This is a genomic window from Kitasatospora sp. NPDC059803 (assembly GCF_042732255.1).
In the GTDB taxonomy this organism is placed as follows: domain Bacteria; phylum Actinomycetota; class Actinomycetes; order Streptomycetales; family Streptomycetaceae; genus Kitasatospora.
In genome coordinates this window covers 18695-42360 of the sequence record NZ_JBHWIJ010000043.1, presented here as the reverse complement: position 1 = coordinate 42360, position 23666 = coordinate 18695, and the positions used below count along the sequence as shown (strand labels likewise).

The 23666-nt window shown below is 71.7% G+C and carries 27 protein-coding genes and 1 pseudogene; 15 read left to right on the top strand and 13 right to left on the bottom strand.

Features of this window, described 5'->3' with window-relative positions; all coding sequences use genetic code 11:
- Nucleotides 1-468 precede the first annotated feature (468 nt).
- The 4 genes from ACFV6I_RS10315 to ACFV6I_RS10300 all read right to left on the bottom strand — a co-directional run bounded on the left by ACFV6I_RS10315 (nucleotide 469) and on the right by ACFV6I_RS10300 (nucleotide 3281).
- A complete protein-coding gene (locus tag ACFV6I_RS10315) occupies nucleotides 469-1113 on the bottom strand; it encodes a restriction endonuclease (protein WP_380424341.1) in 645 nt (214 codons plus the stop codon).
- A gap of 200 nt (nucleotides 1114-1313) precedes the next feature.
- Nucleotides 1314-1718, bottom strand: a complete 405-nt coding sequence (locus ACFV6I_RS10310; RefSeq protein ID WP_380424343.1) for an arsenate reductase ArsC — start codon at nucleotides 1716-1718, stop codon at nucleotides 1314-1316.
- Between the two features lie 4 nt (nucleotides 1719-1722).
- Nucleotides 1723-2727, bottom strand: a complete 1005-nt coding sequence (gene arsB / locus ACFV6I_RS10305; protein WP_380424339.1) for an ACR3 family arsenite efflux transporter — start codon at nucleotides 2725-2727, stop codon at nucleotides 1723-1725.
- Nucleotides 2728-2882: 155 nt separating this feature from the next.
- Entirely contained in the window at nucleotides 2883-3281 is a 399-nt protein-coding gene (locus tag ACFV6I_RS10300) for an ArsR/SmtB family transcription factor (protein ID WP_380424337.1), read from the bottom strand.
- A gap of 66 nt (nucleotides 3282-3347) precedes the next feature.
- Between ACFV6I_RS10300 and ACFV6I_RS10295 the strand changes: the two are divergent.
- Nucleotides 3348-3455, top strand: a pseudogene (locus ACFV6I_RS10295) (glyoxalase/bleomycin resistance/dioxygenase family protein); the annotation flags it as partial.
- Between the two features lie 58 nt (nucleotides 3456-3513).
- Here the strand turns inward: ACFV6I_RS10295 and ACFV6I_RS10290 are convergent.
- Entirely contained in the window at nucleotides 3514-4773 is a 1260-nt protein-coding gene (locus ACFV6I_RS10290; RefSeq protein ID WP_380424335.1) for an MFS transporter, read from the bottom strand.
- Between the two features lie 77 nt (nucleotides 4774-4850).
- Here ACFV6I_RS10290 and ACFV6I_RS10285 point away from each other — a divergent pair, with 77 nt between their 5' ends.
- From ACFV6I_RS10285 to ACFV6I_RS10275, 3 genes are all read left to right on the top strand, one after another.
- Nucleotides 4851-5213 carry a MerR family transcriptional regulator gene (locus tag ACFV6I_RS10285; RefSeq protein WP_363584314.1) on the top strand — a complete coding sequence of 121 codons (363 nt, stop codon included), beginning with the start codon at nucleotides 4851-4853 and terminating at the stop codon, nucleotides 5211-5213.
- Nucleotides 5214-5322: 109 nt separating this feature from the next.
- Complete coding sequence (locus ACFV6I_RS10280; RefSeq protein WP_380424333.1) at nucleotides 5323-6129, top strand: alpha/beta fold hydrolase; 807 nt, start codon at nucleotides 5323-5325, stop codon at nucleotides 6127-6129.
- Nucleotides 6130-6533: 404 nt separating this feature from the next.
- A complete protein-coding gene (locus ACFV6I_RS10275) occupies nucleotides 6534-6986 on the top strand; it encodes a hypothetical protein (RefSeq protein ID WP_380424332.1) in 453 nt (150 codons plus the stop codon).
- Nucleotides 6987-7376: 390 nt separating this feature from the next.
- On the opposite strand, the gene ACFV6I_RS10270 is transcribed toward ACFV6I_RS10275, so the two are convergent.
- Nucleotides 7377-8726 (bottom strand): LGFP repeat-containing protein, encoded by a 1350-nt coding sequence (locus ACFV6I_RS10270; RefSeq protein ID WP_380424330.1) that lies wholly within the window; start codon nucleotides 8724-8726, stop codon nucleotides 7377-7379.
- A 176-nt stretch (nucleotides 8727-8902) separates the two neighbouring features.
- On the opposite strand from ACFV6I_RS10270, the gene ACFV6I_RS10265 reads away from it, so the two are divergent.
- From ACFV6I_RS10265 to ACFV6I_RS10255, 3 genes are all read left to right on the top strand, one after another.
- Complete coding sequence (locus tag ACFV6I_RS10265; RefSeq protein ID WP_380424328.1) at nucleotides 8903-9325, top strand: hypothetical protein; 423 nt, start codon at nucleotides 8903-8905, stop codon at nucleotides 9323-9325.
- Between the two features lie 48 nt (nucleotides 9326-9373).
- Nucleotides 9374-9808 (top strand): hypothetical protein, encoded by a 435-nt coding sequence (locus ACFV6I_RS10260; protein WP_380424326.1) that lies wholly within the window; start codon nucleotides 9374-9376, stop codon nucleotides 9806-9808.
- 330 nt (nucleotides 9809-10138) lie between these two features.
- Entirely contained in the window at nucleotides 10139-11122 is a 984-nt protein-coding gene (locus ACFV6I_RS10255; RefSeq protein ID WP_380424324.1) for an alpha/beta fold hydrolase, read from the top strand.
- A gap of 91 nt (nucleotides 11123-11213) precedes the next feature.
- On the opposite strand, the gene ACFV6I_RS10250 is transcribed toward ACFV6I_RS10255, so the two are convergent.
- Both ACFV6I_RS10250 and ACFV6I_RS10245 read right to left on the bottom strand, forming a co-directional pair.
- Nucleotides 11214-11960, bottom strand: coding sequence for an SDR family NAD(P)-dependent oxidoreductase (locus ACFV6I_RS10250; RefSeq protein ID WP_380424322.1), 747 nt, complete (start codon nucleotides 11958-11960; stop codon nucleotides 11214-11216).
- A 117-nt stretch (nucleotides 11961-12077) separates the two neighbouring features.
- Complete coding sequence (locus tag ACFV6I_RS10245; RefSeq protein ID WP_380370862.1) at nucleotides 12078-12383, bottom strand: GNAT family N-acetyltransferase; 306 nt, start codon at nucleotides 12381-12383, stop codon at nucleotides 12078-12080.
- Between the two features lie 201 nt (nucleotides 12384-12584).
- On the opposite strand from ACFV6I_RS10245, the gene ACFV6I_RS10240 reads away from it, so the two are divergent.
- Nucleotides 12585-13355, top strand: a complete 771-nt coding sequence (locus tag ACFV6I_RS10240; RefSeq protein WP_380424320.1) for a maleylpyruvate isomerase N-terminal domain-containing protein — start codon at nucleotides 12585-12587, stop codon at nucleotides 13353-13355.
- 15 nt (nucleotides 13356-13370) lie between these two features.
- Here the strand turns inward: ACFV6I_RS10240 and ACFV6I_RS10235 are convergent, their stop codons facing one another.
- Nucleotides 13371-14447, bottom strand: coding sequence for a mechanosensitive ion channel family protein (locus ACFV6I_RS10235; RefSeq protein ID WP_380424318.1), 1077 nt, complete (start codon nucleotides 14445-14447; stop codon nucleotides 13371-13373).
- A gap of 298 nt (nucleotides 14448-14745) precedes the next feature.
- Between ACFV6I_RS10235 and ACFV6I_RS10230 the strand changes: the two genes are divergently transcribed.
- Both ACFV6I_RS10230 and ACFV6I_RS10225 read left to right on the top strand, forming a co-directional pair.
- The gene (locus ACFV6I_RS10230; RefSeq protein WP_063352504.1) at nucleotides 14746-15198 is read left to right on the top strand and encodes an SRPBCC family protein; all 453 of its coding nucleotides are present in this window, start codon (nucleotides 14746-14748) and stop codon (nucleotides 15196-15198) included.
- A 129-nt stretch (nucleotides 15199-15327) separates the two neighbouring features.
- The gene (locus ACFV6I_RS10225; RefSeq protein WP_380424316.1) at nucleotides 15328-15696 is read left to right on the top strand and encodes a PRC-barrel domain containing protein; all 369 of its coding nucleotides are present in this window, start codon (nucleotides 15328-15330) and stop codon (nucleotides 15694-15696) included.
- Between the two features lie 340 nt (nucleotides 15697-16036).
- On the opposite strand, the gene ACFV6I_RS10220 is transcribed toward ACFV6I_RS10225, so the two are convergent.
- Entirely contained in the window at nucleotides 16037-16510 is a 474-nt protein-coding gene (locus ACFV6I_RS10220) for a nucleoside deaminase (RefSeq protein ID WP_063352502.1), read from the bottom strand.
- Between the two features lie 182 nt (nucleotides 16511-16692).
- Nucleotides 16693-17091 carry a VOC family protein gene (locus ACFV6I_RS10215; RefSeq protein ID WP_380424314.1) on the bottom strand — a complete coding sequence of 133 codons (399 nt, stop codon included), beginning with the start codon at nucleotides 17089-17091 and terminating at the stop codon, nucleotides 16693-16695.
- Nucleotides 17092-17187: 96 nt separating this feature from the next.
- Here ACFV6I_RS10215 and ACFV6I_RS10210 point away from each other — a divergent pair, with 96 nt between their 5' ends.
- Together ACFV6I_RS10210 and ACFV6I_RS10205 are read left to right on the top strand one after the other, a co-directional pair.
- Complete coding sequence (locus ACFV6I_RS10210) at nucleotides 17188-18276, top strand: helix-turn-helix transcriptional regulator (RefSeq protein WP_380424312.1); 1089 nt, start codon at nucleotides 17188-17190, stop codon at nucleotides 18274-18276.
- Nucleotides 18277-18404: 128 nt separating this feature from the next.
- A complete protein-coding gene (locus ACFV6I_RS10205) occupies nucleotides 18405-19319 on the top strand; it encodes an NAD(P)H-binding protein (protein ID WP_380424310.1) in 915 nt (304 codons plus the stop codon).
- Between the two features lie 27 nt (nucleotides 19320-19346).
- Here the strand turns inward: ACFV6I_RS10205 and ACFV6I_RS10200 are convergent, their stop codons facing one another.
- On the bottom strand, nucleotides 19347-20333 hold the full coding sequence (locus tag ACFV6I_RS10200; RefSeq protein ID WP_380424308.1) for a LuxR C-terminal-related transcriptional regulator: 987 nt from the start codon (nucleotides 20331-20333) through the stop codon (nucleotides 19347-19349).
- Between the two features lie 293 nt (nucleotides 20334-20626).
- Here ACFV6I_RS10200 and ACFV6I_RS10195 point away from each other — a divergent pair, with 293 nt between their 5' ends.
- Genes ACFV6I_RS10195 through ACFV6I_RS10185 form a run of 3 tightly spaced genes read left to right on the top strand, consistent with a single transcriptional unit; the run spans nucleotide 20627 to nucleotide 23180 of the window.
- Nucleotides 20627-20884, top strand: coding sequence for a hypothetical protein (locus ACFV6I_RS10195; RefSeq protein ID WP_380338485.1), 258 nt, complete (start codon nucleotides 20627-20629; stop codon nucleotides 20882-20884).
- A gap of 5 nt (nucleotides 20885-20889) precedes the next feature.
- Nucleotides 20890-21165, top strand: a complete 276-nt coding sequence (locus ACFV6I_RS10190) for a hypothetical protein (RefSeq protein ID WP_363377010.1) — start codon at nucleotides 20890-20892, stop codon at nucleotides 21163-21165.
- Nucleotides 21166-21200: 35 nt separating this feature from the next.
- On the top strand, nucleotides 21201-23180 hold the full coding sequence (locus ACFV6I_RS10185; protein ID WP_380424306.1) for a hypothetical protein: 1980 nt from the start codon (nucleotides 21201-21203) through the stop codon (nucleotides 23178-23180).
- 223 nt (nucleotides 23181-23403) lie between these two features.
- Here the strand turns inward: ACFV6I_RS10185 and ACFV6I_RS10180 are convergent, their stop codons facing one another.
- The gene (locus ACFV6I_RS10180; RefSeq protein WP_063352486.1) at nucleotides 23404-23577 is read right to left on the bottom strand and encodes a CsbD family protein; all 174 of its coding nucleotides are present in this window, start codon (nucleotides 23575-23577) and stop codon (nucleotides 23404-23406) included.
- Nucleotides 23578-23666: the final 89 nt, after the last annotated feature.

The window sequence follows — 23666 nt, the reverse complement described above, 5'->3', positions numbered from 1 at the left end:
GCGAGCAGACCGCGAGCGGTGTAGGACAGCCGCCGGTACTGCAGCATGGTGTTGGGCAGCACGGTGAAATCGCGCACGTGGGCGCTACGATGGACACGCATCGGGAGGTCTGTCTCCTGTTGCCGGACCCCGGAGCGTTGGCGCGCTGCCGGGGTCACCTATTTGTGGTTAGGGCACGGAACGTAGCACGCACACCGATCGAAGGTCGACACGGTCGGCGAGCGCTCACGTTCACACGTCAGTCGGTCAAGAACGGCCTCTCCCTGATCGTTGATGGTCAGTCAGATTCCCTGAAGCTGCCGACAGAAAGCGATGGCCTGCACCGCCTGGTGCAGGCCATCGGCCATCGCCCACATGCACAATCCCGGCCCGAACCGCATGAACCAACAGGTCAGAGCACACACCGATCTGCCCTCCGGCCTTCTGCAACAAGCTTCAGGGCCGGTGCGGGCCCGGGGGTTCGGGCGGTCAGGCCCAGGGGGGTTTGCCGGTTCCCTCGGCCCACAGGGCCAGGGCCCGGCGGTCGATGGCGTGGATGCCGACGTTCGCGCAGAACGCGGCGGCGGCCTTGGTGAACGAGCTGGTCGTCACCACGGCCGCCAGGTCGCAGCGGTGGACGTCGCGGTAGGTACCGTTGACCTTTTGGACGTCCTGGGAGCCGACGGAGGTCCGTGGCCCGTACCGCTTGGCCTGGATGAGGAGCCGCTGTCCGGACGGGGTGGTGGCCAGGACGTCCGCCGCGAGGTCGCCGGCCCCGCCGACCACCGTCACCTTCGTGCACCCGTCCCGCCTGCACAGGTCCGCCAGCGCGTGCTCGAACGCCTTCGGACTCATGGTCAGGAACGGGCCGATGTGCCGCAGCTGCGCCGTGCGCGCAGCCAGCTCCCGCCGCCGGGCCAGTTGCCGCAGGCGCAGCACGACGGCGCACACCACCAGGCCGACGGCCAGCAGCGCGGCGACCAGGAGCAGGTGGTGGGCCAGCCACGTCAGCACGAACGACACCACGACGACCGCGACCAGCGCCGCGATGCCCAGCGTCAGCGCGTTGTCCCGGGCCTGTTGTGCGCGGCGGGCGGCAGTGGACCGGCGTCGTCGTACGGGCCTACGGGCCACGGCGTTCCCCCCTCGGACCATGGTGTGGACGCGAGCGTAGAAGCAGTCGCCGCCCGGCCGCCGACGGTCCCGGCGAATTCGGACGGCTGCGGGCCCGAGTTGTCCGGATCTCGGTGGCCGGTGGCCGGTGGCTGGCGGCCGAACGCCCGGTGTCGGGGTGCGCCCGGCGTGTAGGGCTGCCCCGGGCTACCGATGGGCTCTCACGCGCGAGGCTGGATGGCGAGGTCGGTGAGCAGGCCGCGGATCCGGGTCTCGATCTGGTCGCGGATCGGGCGGACGGCATTCACACCCTGGCCGGCCGGGTCGTCCAACTTCCAGTCGAGGTAGCGCTTGCCGGGGAAGTACGGGCAGGCGTCGCCGCAGCCCATGGTGATCACCACGTCGGAGGCCTGCACGGCCTCGGCGGTGAGGACCTTCGGCACCTCGGCGGAGAGGTCGATGCCGACCTCGGCCATGGCCTCGACCACGGCGGGGTTCACGGTGTCGGCGGGGGCGGAGCCGGCGGAGCGGACCTCGACCCGGCTGCCTCCGAGGTGGGTGAGGAAGGCGGCGGCCATCTTGGAGCGTCCGGCGTTGTGGACGCAGACGAAGAGCACGGACGGCATGGGCTCAGGCACGGGCGGAACCTCCGGGAGTGGCGGGCTGCGGGAAGAGGCGGCGGGCGGCGAGGGCGACGTGGACGAGGCCGATGAGGACGGGCACCTCGATGAGGGGGCCGACGACTCCGGCGAGGGCCTGGCCGCTGGTGGCGCCGAAGGTGGCGATGGCGACGGCGATGGCCAGTTCGAAGTTGTTGCCCGCGGCGGTGAACGCGAGTGTGGTGGCCCGCGGGTGGTCCAGGCCCACCGCGCGGCCGAGGAACAGGGAGCCGGTCCACATGAGCGCGAAGTAGACCAGCAGGGGCAGCGCGATCCGGGCGACGTCCCACGGCCGGGAGGTGACGGCCTCGCCCTGGAGGGCGAACAGGATGACGATCGTGAACAGCAGTCCGTACAGGGCGAAGGGGCCGATGCGCGGGAGGAGCGTGCCCTCGTACCAGGTGCGGCCCTTGGCCTTCTCGCCCAGGCGGCGGGTGAGGTAGCCGGCGGCGAGGGGGATGCCGAGGAAGATCAGCACGCTGTGGGCGATCTCCCACACCGACACGTCGAGGGCGGTCTGTTCCAGGCCGAGCCAGCCGGGCAGGACGGACAGGTAGAACCAGCCCAGCGCACCGAAGGTGACGACCTGGAAGACGGAGTTGAGGGCGACGAGGACGGCGGCGGCCTCCCGGTCGCCGCAGGCCAGATCGTTCCAGATGATCACCATGGCGATGCAGCGGGCGAGGCCGACGATGATCAGCCCGGTGCGGTACTCCGGCAGGTCGGGCAGGAGGAGCCAGGCGAGGGCGAACATCAGCGCCGGGCCGACGATCCAGTTCAGCAGCAGGGAGGGGACGAGGAGGCGGCGGTCGCGGGTGACGGTGTCGAGACGGTCGTAGCGGACCTTGGCGAGCACCGGGTACATCATCACCAGCAGGCCGAGCGCGATCGGCAGCGAGACGCCGGAGACGGTCACCTTCGCCAGTGCGCCCCCGAGGCCGGGCACCAGGCGGCCCAGTCCGATGCCGAGGCCCATCGCGGCCAGGATCCACAGCGCGAGGTAGCGGTCCGTGAACGACAGCCGGGCCGCGACTGGAGCGTTTGGCCTGGTTGGCCTGGTTGGCCTGGTTGGCCTGGTTGGTGCGGTTGGCGGGGTTGGCGTGTTCGGCGTGTTCGGCGCGTTTTGGGTGCTCACGAGGCGGTCCCGGCGGGTGCGGGCAGGGGCTCGGCCGCCGGGCGGGTCAGGATGCCGGCGAGGCGGTCGGTCATCTCGGGGACCAGCCGGTAGTACACCCAGGTGCCCCGGCGCTCGCAGTCGATCAGCCCGGCCTGCCGCAACAGCTTCAGGTGGTGGGAGATCGTCGGCTGGGACAGGTCGAAGGCCGGGGTCAGGTCACACACGCACACCTCGCCCCCGGCCCGGGAGGCGATCATCGACAGCAGCCGCAGCCGCACCGGATCGCCCAACGCCTTGAACACCCGTGCTAGTTCCACGGCCTGGTCCTCGTCCAGTGGGGCGGTCAGCAGCCCGGGGCAGCATCCGTCCGCGTCGTCGTCCTGGCCGAGCACTCGAAGTTCCTGATTCGACATACGTCTATGTTGACGAACTTCGATCCAGGGCGCAAGGTTGCATCGGCAGATATCAATCCAGCCTGTGAGGACACCCGCATCGACCATCTCGGCGTCGAAGTCGCCACCACCGACCAGGTCACTGCGGCCACCGCCCGCCTCGCGGACGCCGGCCTCGCCACCAACCAGCAGCACTCCCGTCACCACGGCCTCGGGGATTGCCGCAGCAGAGCCGAGCGGACGGCCGGACCGTTCAGCCGGTGGGGCGGCTGGTGGGGTGGCCGGTGGGGCGGGGGAAGCCGTGGCGGTGGGCGGCGGCGGTGACGGTCAGGGCGGCGGCGAGCAGGGCCAGGGCGGACCAGGGCAGCGTGCTCGGGCCGCCGTGGTCGAGGAGGATGCCGCCGGTGAGCGCGGCGCCGGCGATGCCGAGGTTCCAGCAGGTGACGAGCAGGGACTGGGCGATGTCCCCGGCCGGGCCGGCCGCGTCGGCCACCGCCGTCTGCAGGAGGGTGGCGGCGCCGCCGAAGGCGAGACCCCAGACCGCGGCGCTGCCGTAGACGGGCCAGGAGGTGCCGGTGAGCAGGGCGGCGGCGACGGTCAGGGCCGCGGCGGAGAGCAGGGCGCAGGCGGCGATCGTCAGGGTGCGCAGGTGGCGGTCGATCAGCGCCCCGGTACCGAGGATGCTCACCAGGGAGGACAGTCCGAGGACGAGCAGGACGGTGTCGGTCCGGCCGCCGAGCCCCAGGGGTGCGAGGAGCGCCGCGACGTACGTGTAGAGCAGGTTGTGGGCGAGGACGAAGGCCGCCGTGACGGTGAGGACGGCCGCCACCCCCGGGATTCGCAGCACCTGCCGGACGGGGGTGCGGGCGTGGCCGGGCCGCCCCGGGACGGCCGGGAGCGCGACGAGCATCCAGGCGGTGAGTGCCACGGCGACGGCGCTCATCAGTCCGAAGGTGGTGCGCCAGCCCACCAGCGCCGCGACCAGGGTGCCGGCGGGCACGCCCACCGACAGGGCGACCGTCGAGCCGCCCATGGCGACGGCCATCGCCCTCCCGCGCTGCTCCGGCGCGACGATGCTGCGGGCGTACCCGGCCAGCAGGGCCCAGAGCAGGCCTGCGACCAGGCCCGCGGCGAAGCGCGCCGCCATGGTGAGGGGATAGTTCGTCGAGACCGCGGTGACGGCGTTGGCCGCGGCGAAGCCGCCGACGGACAGCAGCAGCAGGCGCTTGCGCGGCCAGCCGGCGGTAGCGGCGGTCAGCGGTATGGCGGCCGCGATGGAACCGGCCGCGTAGAGCGTGACGGACTGCCCGGCGCCGGACTGGCTGACGCCGAGGTCCGCACTCATCGCGGGCAGCACGCCGGCGGGCAGGGCCTCGGTCATGATGGTGACGAATCCGGCGGTGCTCAGGGCCAGCAGGCTGGGCCAGGGAAGCCGGATGGCGGGCCGGTTCGGGGGCTGGGGAAGCCGGGTGGCGGGCGGGTTCGAGGGGCTGGGGGAGTGAAGTTCGGGCATGGGCCCGATCGTCTATCCTTGACATTCATGTCAAGGTCCAGCCCGGAACGGCACCGGTCGGGCGTGAGGGTGGTCACATGCGTATCGGCGAACTCGCCCGGCTGACGGACACTCCTCCGCGCCTGCTGCGCTACTACGAGCAGCAGGGTCTGATCACCGCGCACCGCGAGGCGAACGGCTACCGCGCCTACGACGACTACCTCGTCGACCGGGTCCTGCAAATCCGCGGACTCCTGGACGCCGGACTGCCCACGCGGATCATCAGGCAGATCCTGCCCTGCCTGGACAGCCCGCGGACGATCCACTTCGCCGACGCCACACCGGAGATGATCGGCACCCTGGAGTCCGAGACGGAGCGGATGACCCGTCGGATCCAGTGCCTGACCCGTAACCGCGATGCCATCCGGGAGTACCTCACCGAGGTCAAGAGCCGGGCCTGAGGCGTGAGCCCGAGGTGTGCGTCTGAGGTGTGTGCCCGAGGTGTGAGCCGACGTCGGGATGCCTGTCGGCTTGACCTTGCCATTGGTGTGATGGTTGGACCCTTCCGTCATGACCGACTCCGCCATCCGGCACCTCGAATTCGGCGACGGCACACCGCTCGTCATGATCCACGGCTACACCGTCGACCACCGGGTCCTGCTCCCCGTCGAACCCGCCTTCGCCGACCGCCCCGGGTGGCGGCGGCTCTACCTCGACCTCCCCGGCCACGGCACCAGCCCCCGGCTGCCGGGGACGACGTCGGCGGCAGCCCTGGCCGACGCCGTCTTCGACTGGATCCACACCGAACTGGGTGAGCAGCCCTTCGCCGTGCTCGGGCAGTCGTTCGGCGGACAGCTGGCCCGGGCGGTGACGGCGAGGTTCGGGGCGCAGGTCCTGGGATCGGCGCTGCTCGTACCGGTCGTGCACTGGGGCCCCGACCGGGCCCTGCCCGGCGTGACCGTGGCCGAGCGCGACGACGAGCTCCTCGACCGGCTCCCGCCCGCCGACCGCGAGCTCTTCGGCCTCGTCATGGCCCGTCACACCACGCGCAACTGGAAGCTCTTCGAACAGTACGTCCGGCCGGGATGGCGCGCGCACGACCCGGCGGCCGCCGCCGAACTAGAAGCCGACTTCCTGCTGCCGCACTGGCCCGAACACCGCGCGCCCGCCCACCACGGTCGGCACCTGCTGGTCACCACCCGGCAGGACGCCCTGGTGGGCTGGCGCGACCAACTCGCCCTGCTCGACCACTACCCCCGGATGGCGGCGACGGTGCTCGACGGCGTCGGCCACAACCCGCAGGTCGAGTGCGCCGAGACCGTCCAGGGCCTCATCGGCGCCTGGCTCGACGAACTGCCCCGACCCGCCCGCCAGTGAAGGGGGCGGCGCTGTGGTCGCACCGGACCGTCCGCCCGAACGCTGACCTCGTCGCCAGCTCGGCCACCACGGTCACCCCTGCGAGTGGGGGCTGGCCGCTCTACGACAACCCCACGGCGGTCGAGGACATCGACGGACCATAGGGTCATCGTGAATCCGGCCCTGCCACCGATGAGTTGGACGGTCGGAGGAGAATGAGTCGCATGACGTGCTTCCTCGCGAAACTCCGTGCTGTACTCACCATGGAGAAGGTCGAAGCCGTGCAGCGCTGAGCGGCCGGCCGGGACGCGCGGTGCCCCATCTTTCCTGCCGGGGAGGGAGGCGTACCGTCGTGCTTCCGCCAGCGTTTCCCGATTGACCAACCCGCTTGGTTCGCCAGGGCCGGCTGTTTCGGAGTGGATCAGATGAGGGTTCTTCGCCGGGTATTCGCCGTGGCCGCCGCCGTGCTGGTGCTGGCTGTGACGGACTTCGTCGTCACTGCCGTCCATGACCGATCCGCGGCCGGGGACCGTCGCGTCCGGGCGCAGGCCGAGGCCGGGGCGGATGCCCATCGGTACGCGGCCGGGCTGGTACCGGCCTTCACCGCCGGTCCGCAGACGGCCATGTCGCTGGAGGCGCTCGCGGCGCGCACCGCGGTGCACGTCGTCACGCTGGCCGGGGACGGGGGCTCCGTTGTGGTGGGTGTGATGGCTGACGTGGTGTACCCGACGGGGTGGGGGGCTTCGGAAGTCGGGAGCGCCTGCCTGCGAGTCGTCCTCGCCCGGGCCGGCGAATCGATCTCCGAACAGGCATCCGACATTCCGTGCTCGGAGCTTCCCCCTGGCGGGTCCCTCACCGAGGCCTTCATCGTGCGCTGACCGAGGCCTGCCGGCCCCCGTCCGGGCAGGCCGGGCTCGGGTGTTGGCAGGGTGGGGCGGTATCGAGGCGCGGTATCGAGGCTGCCTGGTGTCCTGTCGCACCGGACCTTGAGCGGTCTCATCTCACCGTGAGCGCTCATCGGGGTGGCCGAGAACGCGAGAAGGCCCGACCGGTGCGGCGCTTTCCAGGGGGCCTCACTACTCGTGAAGTTCCGGCCAGTGGGACAACATGTCTCACCGGCCGGAACTTCACGAGTACAGGGCCTCCAAGGCGACGAGTCCCTCGCCCGGCCACCTCCGCAGCGCCGGAATCGGCGCCCACTCCGTCAGGCCGTACGTCGTGCCGGTGGACTGAGCGGGAGACCGGACGGACCGGCCCTGCCGCGTTGATCAGTTGCAGGTCATGTTGACGGGTGCGTGGTCCGGGTCGTTCCGGTGGCACAGGTGCTGCGGGGCCTTCAGGTCCGTGATGGACCCCTGCCACACGGCGCCTTGCCACAGAGCCTGCGGGGAACCGGAGTTCTCCAGCAGGCGGGGGTAGCGCAGGACCTCCCAGGACGGGTACTTGTCCTTGTTCGTGTCGACGTCGAAGCCGGTGAAGTTCTTGTTCTTGTCGTCGTAGCGGTGCGGGTAGATGTGGAACGTCGCGTTGATCCGGCCGAGGTCCGCGTACTGCGAGCCCGGGACGTCCACGAACGAGTTGACCGCCGACACGTCCACCCGGATGCCGCCGTCACCGTAGGGCTCCGCCCAGTACTCGTTCTGCGGGGTCCGGTCGTCCTGGACCACCTTGGCGTGCTCCGTGCGCACCAGAGGCTTGGCATTGCGGCACGTCAGGTCCCCGACGCAGGACCGGTCGACGTAGATCCCGACCTGGCCCGTGGCGGTGTCCCAGGCGATGGCCACCTTGGAGCTGGCTTCGGGTTCGGTGCTCCACAGGCGGTGGTTGCCCAGGGCGTGGTTGATCGGGTTGCCGTCGTCGCCGATGTAGCCGCGCACCACGACGATGCCCCGGTCGGGGCCCTTGGGCAGCAGCGTGGCGCTCTCCTTCAGATCGCCCGGGGCCGGGCTGCCCTGGAAGAACTGGGTGTTCGCGCGGGGAATCAGCGGGTTCGCGGTCTCGTTAGGCGACCACCGGATGGGCCCGTGCTCGAACATCTGGGTGACGCCCTCCTGCTGGAGTTCATCGGTGACGGGGTAGCCGTACACCCCGCCTTCCCAGCCCGCCTGTCCCCAGCGCTGGCCGATGAGGCCCCAGACGGGGTGGACGCCGTTGGAGCGCGTGGGATGCCAGTAGAGCGAGCCGCCCTGGAACACCTGGCGCTTCCCGGCGCCGTCAGGGAGGGACAGTTCGTCGCTGGTGGGGTAGCCGAGGGAGCCCTTCTCCCAGCCCATGGCGGCCCACTTGTCGCGGATGAGGCCCCAGATGGCGTGGGCGTCGGTGGAGGGGCTCCAGTAGATCGAGCCGCCGTCGAACTCACTGAACCGGCCCACCCCGTCGGGAGCGGTCTGCTCGTTGTCCTTGGGGCAGCCGAGCGTGGTCCGGTACTCCCGGTACTTTTCCAGGATGCGGCCCTGGACCGTCTTGCCACAGATCTGCTCCGGGTCCTGCCCGGCGGCGGAGGCCGTCGCCGGGAGGAGGGTGGAGCCGGCGAGAAGGGCGGTGAGCAGGAGCGAGATCTTCGCTCCCCGTCGGCGGGTTCGTCCGCGGGGCGTTGAGTGTTCGCTGATGATGTCCACCGAATGATTCTCGCGTGCATGTCAACAGGCGGACAGTGTCCGGCGAGCCAAGGAGTGGGCAGGTCTGCGACAGAAGCACACAGGTAGGCCCGGTCGAGAGGTTCGCCGCGAAGGGGCACCGGTCACTACTGTTCTCGGTGCTCGAATGTCATGTGAATTGGTCGATCAGGTATTCGATGGAGGATCGTGTGACGAGGGGACGGCGCGTCCTGTTCTGCGTGCTGGGTGGGGTTCTCGGTGTTCTCGGCGTGGGCGTGGTCGTGTGGCTGACGTTCCGGCCTTCCTGGCCTGACGTGTCCGACCCGGTCGGACGGTGGAGCGGCGGTACGGCGGTGCTCGAGTTCCTCCCGGACGGACGGATCGGGTCCGCGACGGTGCCGGCCTACGTGTGCGACAGCAGGGAGGCCGATCCGGCGCAGCTGACGGAACTGGAGGGGAGTTGGAAGAAGTCCTACCTCGACGACGCCGGTCAGGGGGTGTATGTGACGGCGACCCGTAAGGACGGGGGAGGCGACTGCAGGATCTGGCTGACGGCCGAGGAGAACGAGAAGGACCTGTGGCTGCTGGCGAGCAAGGGGTTCGTCATGGAGAAGGGCTGAGATGGCCGTGGTGACTTCGAGTGCGACGGCGTGGAGCGAGGGGGAGCAGTGGCTGGTCGATGGAAGTACCTGAAGTCCCGGGAGGGCGCTGTCCTGTTGGCGGGTGTCCTGCTGATCGCGGGTCTGGCGGGGTATCTGAAGGCCAGGTCGGGTGGGCCGGATCCGAAGGACTACGTGGGGCGTTGGGCGTCGCGGGACGAGGTGATCGAACTGCGGGAGGGGGGCCGGCTCGGTGAGGTGCGGCTCGACGGGTACTTCTGCGCGAAGGATCCCGTCGGGCAGGGGGCGGCGTTGGGGGAGTACCAGGGGAGTTGGCGGGCGGGGAGTGTGGACGACGCGGGGTCGGGGGTCTTCGTGGTGCTGCGGGACTACTACTCCGGGGGCGACTGCGAGATCTATCTGCAGGAGGAGCGAACGGGCACGGTGGCCAGCCTGGGCGGCCAGCCGCGGGGGAGCGCGCAGCGGGTCTTCTCCAGGGGGTAGGGGCGTCGGAGAACGGTTGCACCCATGACCGGGTGGTCGTCCACGACGGCCCGGCCGGTTGGGGGCATCGACGAACCGGCGGCGATGTCACGGTAGAACCCCGGACCCTGACAGTGCCCGGGCGGAGAGACCGATCGGAGCATTGTCACGGGCGGGCCGCGGGTCGGTTTGCTGAAATGGCAACAGGCCTCGCCCTCCGCGGTACGCGCGCAGCATGATCGGCACTGCGTCGGCACTGCATCGGCATCACGCCGCCGAACAGCGGGTCGTCGAATGTCGGTTCGCCGAACCGAACTTGGCGTACGCCGGATCGAGATTCCAGGAGGACACATGTCACCGTCGCGGACCACGGGCCCCACTCACCGGCTGGTTCCCTCGCCCGCCGGCCGGATCCACCTGGTGGAGCAGGGCACCGGGCCGCTGGTCCTGCTGCTGCACGGGTTCCCGGAGTCCTGGTACTCCTGGCGCCACCAGTTGCCGGTGCTGGCCGCTGCCGGATACCGCGCGGTCGCCATCGATGTCCGCGGGTACGGGCGCTCCTCCAGGCCCGAGGAGGTGACCGCGTACCGGATGTTCGACCTGGTCGAGGACAACGTCGCGGTGGTCCACGCCCTGGGTGAACGGTCCGCGGTGATCGTCGGCCACGACTGGGGCTCGACCATCGCCGCCAACTCCGCCCTGATCCGACCGGACGTCTTCCGTGCCGTGGGGCTGCTGAGCGTTCCCTACCTCCCGAGGGGCGGCCCGAGGCCCAGCGAGGTCTTCGCGCAACTGGGCGGCGACGAGGAGTTCTACGTCTCCTACTTCCAGGAGCCGGGCCGGGCCGAGGCCGAGATCGAACCGGACGTGCGCGGCTGGCTCGCGGGCTTCTACGCCGCGTTGTCCGCCGACACCATGCCGGCGGCCGGCGCACCCGACCCGCACTTCGTCAGCCGTGGCGGGACACTTCGTGACCGGTTCCCCGCCGGACGGCGGCCCGGCTGGCTCGGCGCGGAGGAACTCGACGTCTACGCCGGAGAGTTCGAGCGAACCGGCATGAGCGGAGCGCTGGGCCGCTACCGGAACATGGACCGGGACTGGGAGGACCTCGCCGACTTCGACGGTGCCCCCGTCACCCAGCCGTCCCTGTTCATCGGCGGAAGCCGGGACGCCTCCACCACCTGGCTGGCCGACGCGATCGCGGCCTACCCCGCGACCCTGCCCGGCCTGCTCTCCAGCCACATCCTCGACGGCTGCGGGCACTGGGTCCAACAGGAACGCCCCACCGAGGTCAACCGGATCCTGACCGACTGGCTCGCGTCCCTCCCCTCCTGAGCCGGGAGCGGGGGAGCAGGGTGCTGCGCGGGCTCGACGGTCGGGTCGAACTCGCGGCCCATCAGCGCCGTGGTGTTCCGGAGCGCCGCGCTCACCAGGCCACGGTTCGGCCGAGGTAGTCGACGTAGTGCAGGCCCGGGCTGCTCCGGAGGGCGTCGAGCGTCCTGACCACGTTCGGGATGCTCTCGTCGATGCCGAGCAGGGCGTCCGAGCCGCCCATGTCGGTGCGCACCCAGCCGGGGGCCATGAGGACCAGGGGCCGGGGTTCGCCGCTGTGCCGGGCCGCGTAGCTGCGCATGAACGTGTTGAGTGCGGCCTTGCTGCCGCGGTACACCTCGTGGCCGCCGCGCTCGTTGTTGGCCACGCTGCCCTGGCCCGAGGACATCACCGCGATCGTGCCCGCTGGCTGGACGAGGTCCTGGAGGGCCTCGATGACGCGCAGCGGGCTCAGCGCGTTGGTGACCATGACGCGGACGAACTCCTCGGTGGAGGTCTGTGCCACCGTGCCCTCGGGCTGGTTCGTGACGCCGGCGTTCACGAAGAGCAGGTCGAACGTCCGGCCGGCCAGGCGACCGCTCAGCGCCGCGACCTGCTCGGGCTCGGTGATGTCGACGGTCTCGATCTCGACCTGCCCGGCGTGGGCGTCGGCATCGGCGAGCTCGTGCAGCCCGGTCCGGCCCGAGCCGCGCACGGTGGCCACGACCTGCCAGCCGGCCCGCGCCCATTCCTGGGCGAGGGCGAGGCCGAGGCCCCGGGACGCGCCGATCAGGAGCACGCGCCTGCCGGGGGCCGGGGCCGGGGACGGCGCGGAGTGGCTTTCCGAGGTGTTCGTCGACATGACAGCGATTGTGCGAGGCATCACTGCGCCCGGCAAGCCGCCTCCCCGGTAGGGAAGTTGGCAATCCGGGGCCGGGTGGCCTCCCGCTTGTCGCCGTGGCGCCGGCCGACGTGCGGCTCAGAGGCCGAAGCGGGCGCGGTGGGAGGCGGGGACCAGGTCGGTGTATTCGGGGTGCTTGGTGATCCAGCTGCGGATGAAGGGGCAGTAGGGGAGTACGGCGAGTGCCTGCTCGCGGGCCGTGTCCAGTGCCGCGCGTGCCAGGCGGCCGGCCAGGCCGCGGCCCTCGAAGCGGGGGTCGATCTCGGTGTGGATGAAGGCGATCTCGTCGCCGGAGCGGTGGTACTCGGCGAAGCCGGCGAGTTCGCCGCCGTCCTGGATCTCGAAGCGCGACTTCTCGGTGTTGTCGGTGACGAGCTGGTCCATGGTTCCTCCGCAAGGTGGGGGACGGCCCTGGAGGGCCGGTGGCGGGGTGGCGCGGCATCGCCACTATAGTTGAAGAATCAACATTTGTCGTCCGGTCGCCGACGAGGGCTCACGGCCCGCCGGTCCGGCCGGTGACCGTCCGGCAGTCGAACTGTCGGGCGGCAGGTTTGCCCGGCGCGGCTGCCGGGATACCCATGGCGCATGATTCCCGCTGCGGTCAGTGACGTCCTGCCGGAACTCGTCCCGTTCGTGCGGGCGGTCCAGGAACGCAGGCCCGACGACGGGACGTGGTGCGAGGCGTGGACGGTGCGGGACGTCCTCGCCCACCAGACCGGCAACGCCGAGGAACTCGCCCGCGTCCTGCGCGCCTTCCACGCGGGCGAGCCCGTGGAGACCCGCGGCTTCGAGCGGGAGGAGCCGTACCGGCGGATGTCCGACGCACAGCTGTGGGAGGCCTTCGCCGCCCGCTGCGCCGAACTGGCCGAGGTCGCCGCGGCCGCGGAGAGCGAGCTGCCCCCGGACACCGAGGTGCGGTGGACCGGCCGGACCGTGACGGTGCCGTTCTTCGCCGAGCACCTGCGCGAGGAGCTGATCCTCCATCGGTGGGACCTCACCGGAGACGACCGTACGGCCCGGGAGGCGCTCGCCGAGCCGTGGATGACGTCGCACAGTGTGCGGCTGGTCGGCCGGCCGCTGCTGGCCCGGGGCGTGGCGGGCCTCGACCTCGGGCCCGGGGGGCGCGTCGAGGCCCGCCTGCGCGTCCCCGGGACGGACGACGTCCTGGTGACCGCGGACGCCGGTGGCGCGTCCATCGCCCTGGCCCCGCCCGAGGGCCCGGCCACCATCGAGAGCGACGCCGCGGTGCGCGTCCTGCTGTTGTGGGGGCGGCGTCCGGCGGACCCGGGCCGCTGGCACAGCACGGTCGGTCCGGAGGAGCTGCGACGGGTGCGTGCTCTGCTGAGCGGCTACTGAGGGGCTACTGGGTGACTACTGAGCGGGTGGCGGGTAGGGGGCGCGCGGGGTGTCCGGCTCGGTCCGGGGCGCCGGGGTGACGGACACCCGGGGGAGCGCCTCGGGGTGGTGTTCGCAGATGTGCGTCACCAGGTGCTCGCGGAGCTGGCAGCGGAGGGAGAACGCGTCGTCGGCGTTGGCGGCGGTCGCCAGGAGCCGGACCACGATGGTGGTGGGCGTGGTGTCGACGACCTGTAGGGCGCTGCCCTGGCCGTCCCAGAGGGGGCTGTCGGCGAGGAACGCGTCGAACTCCTTGCGCAGCAGGGGGACCGGGGCCCGGTGGTCGAGGTGGAGGAAGGCGGTGCCGGTGATCCGGCTGGAGCGGCGCGACCAGTTCTCGAACGGGCGGCCGGCGAAGTAGGACATCGGCATCACCAGGCGGCGCTGGTCCCAGGTGGCGATCACCACCGCGGTGAGGGTGATCTCCTCCACGGTGCCCCACTCGCCGGACACCACGACCACGTCGCCGATCCGGACCAGGTCGCCGAAGGCCAGCTGCACCCCGGCGAAGAGGTTGGCCAGCAGGCTCTGCGCGGCGATGCCCGCGACCACACCGACCAGGCCCGCCGAGGCGAGCAGACTGGTCCCGATGCCGCGTACGGAGGGGAAGGTCATCAGCATCGCGCCCAGGGCGGCGATCGCGATGATCGCCTGGCAGATCCGGCCGAGCAGACCCGCCTGGGTGCGGGCGCGGCCGGCCGAGGAGGGGTCGCGGCGGTGGACGGCGAGGCGGACGGCGCCTTCGACGACGAGCCCGACCGCCCGGGCGCCGAGCCATCCACCGGAGGCGATCGCCAGCAGGACCAGGAGGTGGTGCAGCTGCTCCCGGGTCTCCGGCGAACCACCGACCCACGGCTGGACGGCGAGGGACAGGGAGGTGGCGAGCACGGTGACCAGGGGGCGCCGGCAGCTGCGCAGCATCCCCGGCATGACGCTGCCGGGCCGGTGCGGGGCGAATCTGCGGACCAGCCGTTCGGCGGTCCGGTCCAGGACGTAGGTGGTCAGGGCCACCCCCGTACCTGCCAGGAGCAGACGGAACAGGCTCCACCACACGCTCGCTCTCCTCCCGCGACGGCCGCAGCGCGGCGCTGTGGGCCGGCCTTCCCCGGGCCCGCTTCCCGGACCCCGTTTTCCCGTTCGGCGGGATTCACACCTGCCGGAGGTGAGGTGAGGGTCCGGCAACGGCGATGGGCCGTTCGGGTGAGGGGGATGAGGCGGGGGAGACGGGTGAGGAGGACGGGCCGAGGGTCCGCGTCGAGGGTTCAGGCGGGGTGCATATCGGCCCGGGAACGGGGCAGCCGGGGCTTGAAGGCCCGCCGGCCGGGCGGGCACCGACATGTCAGGAGGAGCGATGCACCGGATCGAGGAGTCCGTCGAGGTGGCGGCGCCGCTCGGCACGGTCTACGAGAGCTGGGTCAGGTGTGAGGAGTTCCCGCAGTTCATGCGGGGTGTGGTCAGGGTCGACCGGTCGGGCCAGGACACCAGCTGGGTGGTCCGGACCGCCGCCGGCCCGCGCGAGTTCAGGGCCGTGACCACGGAGCTGGTGGAGAACGACCGTGTGGCGTGGGACAGCGGCCCTGGCCCGGTGCGGCACCAGGGTGTGGTCACCTTCCACGCCGTGGGCGACGCCGCCACCCGGGTGATGTTCCAGCTGGAGGTCGAACCGCACGGGCTCTGGGAGCACCTCGCGGAGGCGCTCGGCTTCGTCGACCGCCGGGTGATCGACGACCTGACCGACTTCAAGCGCCACGTCGAGGAGGGCGGCGGACCGGTCGAGGCCACGGTCGACGACACAGTGGCATGAACCTCCGGATCGGGGGCAGCCGAAGCGTACCGACAGCCCGATCCGACAGCCCGATCAGGCAGTCAGACCTGACAGCCGGACCTGACAGCCGGACCCGACAGCCAGACCCGACGACGGAAGGAGACGGTCGTGAGTGATCGCGTCAACATCTGGGAGTTCCGGGACACCGCCGGTCACACGGCGGGCACCGACCTCATCGGCTTCCACGTCGAGGCCACCGACGGAGCGATCGGCAAGATCGACAAGCTGTCCGAGGCCGTCGGCGCCCAGCACCTGGTCGTCGACACCGGTCCGTGGATCCTCGGCAGGCGGGTGATCCTGCCCGCCGGCACCGTGATCCGGATCGAGATCGGCGAGCAGAAGGTGTACGTCGACCGGTCCAAGGACGACATCAGGAACGGTCCCGGCCTCGACGACGGCGCGGCCGACGTGTCGGCCGACGTCCGCGACCGCTACGGGCTCTACTACGACCCGTTCTACGGCGGTCGGATCTTCTGACGAAAGGGAGCAGCAGCCATGCCGTACGGTTCCACGCAGCTCCAGCCTCAGCCGCAGTCCCGGTTCCAGCCGCAGTCCCAGTCCGTCGGACCCGTCAGTCCGCCGAAGCCGGCCGACCCGTCCGCCCCGCCCCTGGTGCCGGACCCTCCGCTGCCGCCCGGTGTGCCCGAGCCGCCGCCGGATCCGGTGTTTCCGGGCCCCGCTACGCCGTCACCCGCGCCGCCCGGGCCTGAGCCCGAGCCTGAGCCCGGCGTGCCCCGCCCGCCCGAGCCGCCGGACTGAGCAGCCCTGAGCAGCCCTGAGCAGTCCGACCGAGGAGTCCAAGAGGCGGGCCGGAGCGTTACCCCCAGTACCCCGTGTGCACCGCGGCGGCCTCCTCGAAGAGGTGCGGGCCGGACGCCTCCACGGTGCTGCCGCCGGCGGCGAAGACCTGGCGGCACGGCAGGTCGAGCACCGGTTCCTCCGGGTCCACCCCGGCGATGGCGTTCAGCTCCGCCCCGGCGAGCGCGTAGACGACCTTGCGGATGCCGCTCCAGTAGATCGCCCCGGCGCACATCGCGCACGGTTCGGTACTCGTGTACAGGACGGCGTCGACGAGCTGCGTCGGGGCCAGGGTGCGCGAGGCCTCCCGCACCAGATTGGTCTCCGCGTGGGCGGTGACATCGCGGTCGGTGAGCACCGAGTTCTCGGCCGTGAGCAGGACGTTCCCGGCGGGGTCGGTCAGCAGCGCTCCGAAGGGGTGGTTGCCGTGCGCCCGGGCGTCGGCCGCGATCTCGATGGCCGCGAGCAGGTGCTCGCGGGTGCGGTCGGTCATGACGTGCTCCTCAGGGGATCGGCGGTGGGGCGGGCCCATGGTGTCGCGGTCGTGCGGGGTGGTGGTTCCAGGTTGCCGCACCCGCCCTCCGCCCGCGACCACCCCCGGCGGCGGCCCGGGCCCGCGGGCCGGTGCGGAGCCCGCCGCCGGGACCGGCCCCCACCCGGGCGGCCGGGCTGTCGTCAGTGGGCGAACTTCTCGACGGCCGCCGGTGTGACGGGGGTGAAGAAGTTGACGAGGTTGCCGTCGGGGTCACGGAGCAGGAGCGACCGGTTGCCCCAGGGCATCGTGGTGGGCTCGGTCACGAAGTCGGTGACGAAGCCGGTCAGGTTCCGGTACACGTCGTCCACGTCGGCGACGAGGAATTCGAAGATCACGCTGTTGTTGTCGGCCGGACGGGCGGAGCCGGGCGCGAACAGTGCCACCGTCCGGGTGCTGCCGATCGCGAGGGTCCCGCCGGCGGTCCGCAGTTCGGCGAAGTCCTCGGTGGACCAGTGCGCCTGTACCCCGGTGGCCCGCTCGTAGAAGCCGACGAGGCGTGCGATGTCGCCCGTGATGATCCGGATCGAAACGAAGTCCATGGTGCGCTCTCCTCAGGTCGGTGAAGCCGTTGCACCCCGGACGGTAGAGGAAATAGTGGACAGAATCGGTCCGGTATCAGCGCTAGGCTCGTGGACATGGGCCGACCTACCAGCCGCGTGCTCACCCTCCTGGAACTCCTGCAGTCGGGCGGCATCAGGACAGTGGCCGAACTCGCCGACCGGCTCGGCGTCGACGGGCGCACCGTGCGGCGGTACGTGGACCACCTGGTCGACCTCGACATCCCCGTCGAGGCGGTCCGCGGCCGCTACGGCGGGTACCGGCTCGCCCCCGGGTACCGCCTGCCTCCGCTCATGCTCAACGACGACGAGGCGCTCGCCGTGCTGCTCGGCCTCGTCGTCGGCCGCAGGGCGGGGCTGCTGCCGGCGACCGGGGCGGCGGGCGGGACGGCGACCGGGACCGCGGGCGAGACGGCGGCGACCGCGACCGGAACGGCGGGCGAGACGGCGGCGGCCAAGATCCGCCGGGTACTGCCCGAGCGCCTCGCCCGTCGGCTCGACGCCGTCCTGGAATCCCTCGCCTTCACGGCCGAGCCCGGCGAGGCGGCCACCCCGGAGACGGGCGTCCTGCTCGCCGTCGCCGACGCGGTGCGCCACCGCCGCCCGCTCTCGATCAGGTACACCGCCCGGGACGGCCGGCGGAGCGAACGCACGCTGCACCCGTACGGGATCGTCACCCACGCGGGGCGGTGGTACGTCACGGGCACCGATCCCGAGGTCGATCCCGAGATCGGCCAGGACCGGACCTTCCGGCTCGATCGCATCGCGGACGCGCGGCCCCTGCCGGGCTCGTTCGAGCCGCCCGCCGGGCTTGATCCGGCCCGGCGCGTCCTGTCCGGGCTCGCCAAGGCCGCGTACCGGTACGAGGTGACCCTGCGGATCCACGGGACGGTCGAGCAGATCCGCGCCCGGCTCCCCGCCAGCGTAGCGAGCATCGAGGAGCCCGCACCGGCGCCCAAGGAAGGAACGGATCCGCACACCGAGCGGTGGCTGCACGTCGAACTGCGGGCGGAGCGGCTCGACTGGCTGCCCCCCGTACTGGCCTCGCTCGACCGGCCGTTCGTCATCGAGCGACCGGACGAACTCCGCGGCCTCGTCATCGCGCTCGCCGACCGGCTCGCCGCCTCCGCCCGCCAGGCCTGCGACCCGGACCGGACCGGACGCTGATGCGCCCGACGTGTCCCCACGGACGTCGATGCGCCCGTCCTGGCGTCAAGGACCCGCGGAACCTTCCCGGCGCGGGAGCGTTGGCAGTGCACCGGAGGTCCCGGTCAGGTAGGTAGGAGGCAATCGCCGTGCTCGTAGAACCTGTCCTTGTCACCGGCGCCGGCGGAGGGGTCGGCGGAGTCGGGCGAAGGATCCTGGAGCGGTTGCGGGCGCACAACGTGCCCGTCAGGGCTCTTGTGCACCACGACGACGAGCGGGCCTCGGACCTGAGGACGATGGGCGGCGTGGAGGTGCTGGTCGGTGACCTCACCCGTGGTGCGGACGTGGTCGAGGCGCTGGCCGGCTGCCGCCGGGCCTACTTCGGGATGAGCGTGTCGTCCGCCTACCTGGAGGCCGCGGCGACGGTGGCGGCCGCCGCCCGGGAGAGCGCCGGCCTGGAACTGCTGGTCAGCATCTCGCAGATGACCGTCTCGCAGATGGACCTCACCAGCGACGCCGAGTCCCGGCAGCAGCGGCTGCACTACCTAGCCGAACACGTCCTCGACTGGTCCGGGGCGCCGGTCGTCCACGTCCGGCCCACCGTGTTCATGGAGAATCCGCTCTTCACCGAGGTGGCGGCCGCTTCGATCCGGCGGGACGGCACGATCCGCCTCCCCTTCGGCTCGGCCCGGACCTCACCGGTCGCGGCCGCCGACGTGGCCGAGGTCGTCACCGCACTCCTGCTCGATCCTGCTCCCCGGGCCCGCCGCGTCTACGAGCTGACCGGGGCTCGATCCCGCGACATGACGGCCATCGCGGCCGAGTTCTCGGCCGCCCTGGGCCGCGACGTGACGTACGTCGACGTGCCCTACCAGGAGTGGCTGGAGCACGACCTCAAGAGCCAGGGCCTGCCGGACCACGTGTTCGACCACATCGCCACGATGGCCAGGCTGCACGGCGAGAACCGGTACGACCGGGCGACGGACGACGTCGCCGACCTTCTCGGTCGCCCCCCACGGGGGTTCGACACCGTGATCAAGGACCTGCTCGCCCGGCAGCCGTAGCCGGCCGGGTGCCGGGGGAGCGGTCGCTCAGAGCCAGCCGCGCTGCGCCGCCTTGAGGCCGGCCTCGAAGCGGCTCGACGCGTCGAGGCGTTCCATCAGCCCGGCCATCTGGCGGCGGACGCTGCGTGCCGACAGGCCCAGGCTCCGGCCGGCGGTCTCGTCGGTGAGGCCGGACGCGAGCAGCCGCAGGAGCTCCTGCTCGGTGGCGCTGAGGCCGGTCCCGGTGTCCTTGCGCCGGTCGGCGCCGAGCGGGACGGCGGCCTGCCAGGTCCGCTCGAAGAGGGCGACCAGGGAGGCGACGATCCCGGGCTCGCGCGTGCACAGGGCGCCGAGCCGGGTGTGGGCCGGGTCGATCGGGACCACGGCGACCTGGCGGTCGAAGATGAGCATCCGGGGCGGCAGCGTCGGGCAGGTGCGGACCAGCCCGCTCTCCTCGGTCATCCAGCGGGCGTAGGCGAGCGTCGCCGGATCGTGCCGCACGCTGTCCTGGTAGAGCGTCAGCAGCGCCACCCCGCGCCGCATGGCCGCCTCGTCCAGCGGCCGGGAGGCGTCCAGGCTGGCCCGGGACTGCGCTCCGCCGGGCATCACGGACAGGCACTCCCCGGTGACCTCCTGGGCGAGGATCTCCAGCTTGGCCTGGATCGCGTCCAGGCCCACCAGGCGTTCGGCGGTCTCGGCCGGGGTGTTCGGCCGCAGGTCGGCGTACTCGGCGATCGCCCGGGCGGCCGCGGCCTTGCCGATCTCCAGCTCCTGTTGGCGGCGCAGCAGTTCCTGCTCCTGGCGGTGCAGGATCAGCTCCAGGCCGAGCGCCGGGCTCACCGGCAGCAGAACCCCGGGTGCCTCCCGGGAGGCGCGGAGCAGCTGTAGATCGGCCAGCCGGTCGAGGGCCTCCCGTACGGCGGGCTCGGGCAGGCCCAGCTGGTCGCACAACTCCCTGACGCCGCCCTGCGGATCGGCGAGCATGGCCCGGTACACGGCCTCCGAGACACGGTCCAACCCCAGCATGTCCAGCATGCGCGCAGCCCCCCGGTGCGACGTCGAACGTGCCGTGCCGCCGTGCGACACATCGGGATCATCCCAGCCCGGCTTCGACTCCACAAGCAGCCCTGCCCCGGACGGGGCCCGGCAGGGCGTCGGGTCCTGAAGCGGCCAGGCCGGTTGCTGACGGGGCTCTCGCCTTCCGGGGCGCGGGCGGTGCCAGCAGGATGGTGGTCACCGGGAGAGCGGCGGGGCAACCGCCGCACAGCCTCCCGAACATCTGACTGTCGATCAGATCTCCTGCCACTCAAGCCGCCTGGGGTGCCGCCATGTCCAAGACCGCCCGCCTGCTCGCCACCGCCGTCGCAGCCGTCGCCCTGTCGGGGATCCTGGCGCCCGCGGCCTCCGCCACCGCCGCGACCACGGCGCCGGCGGGCATCGGCTGGGACGGTCCCACCGTCGTCCCCGCGGTCGTGGCCGGCGGGGCCGCGGACGGCATCGGCTGGGACGGCATCGGCTGGGACGGCTCCACCGTCGTGCCGCCGGTTGCGGCCGGCCCGTCCGCCAGCGGCATCGGCTGGGACTGATCGCCGTGCTCGCCGTCCGGGCCACCGTCGTGGACATCAGCGGTGCGCCCACCACGACCGCCGAGGCGCGGATCGTCGAGGACATCCTGTGGGCGCACGCCACCCCGGAGCATGGGCTCGAACACGTCCGCGCCGTACCGGACCGGGACGGCATCGCCCTGGTGCTCTTCGTCCGCGCGGACGGCCCGGCCACCGCGCACGCCCTCGCCGAGAACCTGCTGGCCCGGGCCCTCACCGCAGCAACGGCCGGCCGGTACGCCGCCGCCGTCCACCCGCACTGACCATCGCTCGCCTACCCATGTCCAAGGGGACCCCCATGCCCAGCACGCCCCGTCCCGCCCGTGCCCTGCGCCGCGTCTGCGTGCTCGCCGCGACCGCCGTGGCCGCCGGTCTTCTCACGGCCTCCCCCGCCTCCGCGGACGGCACCTACTACCCGGACGGCAACAAGGCGCCGACCTCCACCGGCACCCTCGGCACCGGTGTCGGGAACAAGCTCACCGGCGCCCAGATGGTCCAGCGCGCCCGGGACTGGGTCGCCCACGGGGTCACCTACAACGAGGGTCAGTCGTTCTCCGACAGCGCGGTCGGCGGCCCGTACCGCACCGACTGCGGCGGCCTCGTCGACATGGCCTGGCAACTCCCCGGCAGCCCGCCGGTCACGTACCCCGCACCCGGTATCGACGACCCGAAGTACAGCACCAAGCTCGGCAGTTGGTCCCAGCTCCAGCCCGGCGACGCCCTCGCCGTCGCCGGCAAGCACATCAACCTGTTCGCAGGCTGGACCAACCAGGCCGCCGGCGACTTCACGTACATCGCCGAGGACAACAGCAGCGTCCCGACCAAGGAGTACTCGGCCAACACCCACTGGTCCTCCATCGATGGTTACCCCACCTCCTCCTTCGAGCTGCTGCGCTCCAAGAACCTCGCTCCCGCCATCCCCGCCGACTTCAACGTCCTGCTGTGGGGCTTCAATTCGGGCCAGACCGTGTCCGGCACGCTGAACCTCACGGCACACCCGACGCAGAGCGGCGTCATCAACTGGCTCGACTACGTGGTCACCGGCCCGAACGGCTACTACAACCGCTTCCGCGCCACCAGCGGCGGCGCCACCAACTACCAAGTTCCCTTCGACACCGCCCCCTTGGCGGCAGGCACGTTCAACATCTCGATGATCGCCAACGAGATCGACGGCCAGGAGCACACCTACCAGGGCGGCGCCTTCACCATCGCGCCGCAGGCCCCGAACGCCCGGGGCACCGCCGACTCGACGGTGCTCACCAGCAACGGCACCATCGCCCTGTACCGGGTCGGTGCGGACGGCAACGTGTACGGCACCAACCAGAACACCCCCGGCGGTCCTTTCGTTCCGTGGGCGCAGCTTTCGACGGGTGGCGGGTTCGTCGGCAAGCCGGCCGCGCTCCAGACACCCAGCGGCCTCATGGTGGTCTACGCCCGGACTGCGGCCGGCACCATTCAGGGCACGAACCAGAGCACGCCGGGTGGTCCGTTCGGGTCGTGGGTCACGGTTGCGGATGCGGGTGATCCGACGGGTGTGGCGAGTGACCCGAGTGTGGTGTTCACTCAGTCCGGCACCATCGCGGTCTATGTGACGTCGGTCAACGGCAATGTCGTCGGTGCCAGTCAGGGCACGCCGGGTGGTCCTTTCTCTCCCTGGCAGCAGCTTTCGACCGGTGGTGGGTTCGTCGGCAAGCCGGCTGCGCTTCAGGTGCCCAACGGCACGATGGTGCTCTACGCCCGTACTACGGGCGGCACCATCCAGGGCAGCAACCAGAACACCCCGGGTGGTCCGTTCGGGTCGTGGGTCACGGCTGCGGATGCGGGTGATCCGACGGGTGTGGCGAGTGACCCGAGTGTGGTGTTCACTCAGTCCGGCACCATCGCGGTCTATGTGACGTCCGTGAACGGCAATGTCGTCGGTGCCAGTCAGGGCACGCCGGGTGGTCCTTTCTCTCCCTGGCAGCAGCTTTCGACGGGTGGTGGGTTCGTCGGCAAGCCGGCTGCGCTTCAGGTGCCCAACGGCACGATGGTGCTCTACGCCCGGACCACCGCCGGCACCATCCAGGGCAGCAACCAGAACACCCCGGGCGGACCGTTCGGATCGTGGGTCACGATCGCGGACGCGGGTGACCCCACAGGTGTGGCCAGCGACCCGAGCGTGGTGTTCAGCCAGTTCAACACCATCGCCATCTATGTGACCTCCGCCAACGGCAACGTCGCCGGCAGCAGCCAGGCCACCCCTGGCGGTCCTTTCTCTCCCTGGGGCCAGATCGGCTGATCACACCCCAGCCGCACACCCGCCGCGTGTGCAGGTCGCCACCGTCAGGCCCGAACCCCGAGAGGGTTCGGGCCGACCGGCGCGTGGCGGCCGGGCGCTCTCGCCGGTCACGCGGGACTGCGGCGTCTCCACGGGTTCCTGGGTCCCTCGGGCCGGGGGCGGGGACCGTTGAGCCGGCCGGGCGGGCGGGGCGGCCGCGCGGGCGCGGCCGCCGTGCGCCGGGTCAGTCCTTTCCGACGTCCTTGATCTTCTCGCCGGCCTGCTTCAGGTCGCTCTTGATCTGTTTGCCCCGGCCCTCGGCCTCGACGACCCGGTCGCCGGTGGCCCGTCCGGCGGCTTCCTTGGCCTTGCCGTGGACCTTCTCGGCCGCGTTGTGCAGCTTGTCCTTGGCACTCATCGGATCACTCCTCTCGGTAGTGGGGGCTCGGTCCGCCCCGGACGGCGTCTGCCCGGGATCGGCGGTTCCACACCCGGAACATCCGGAGT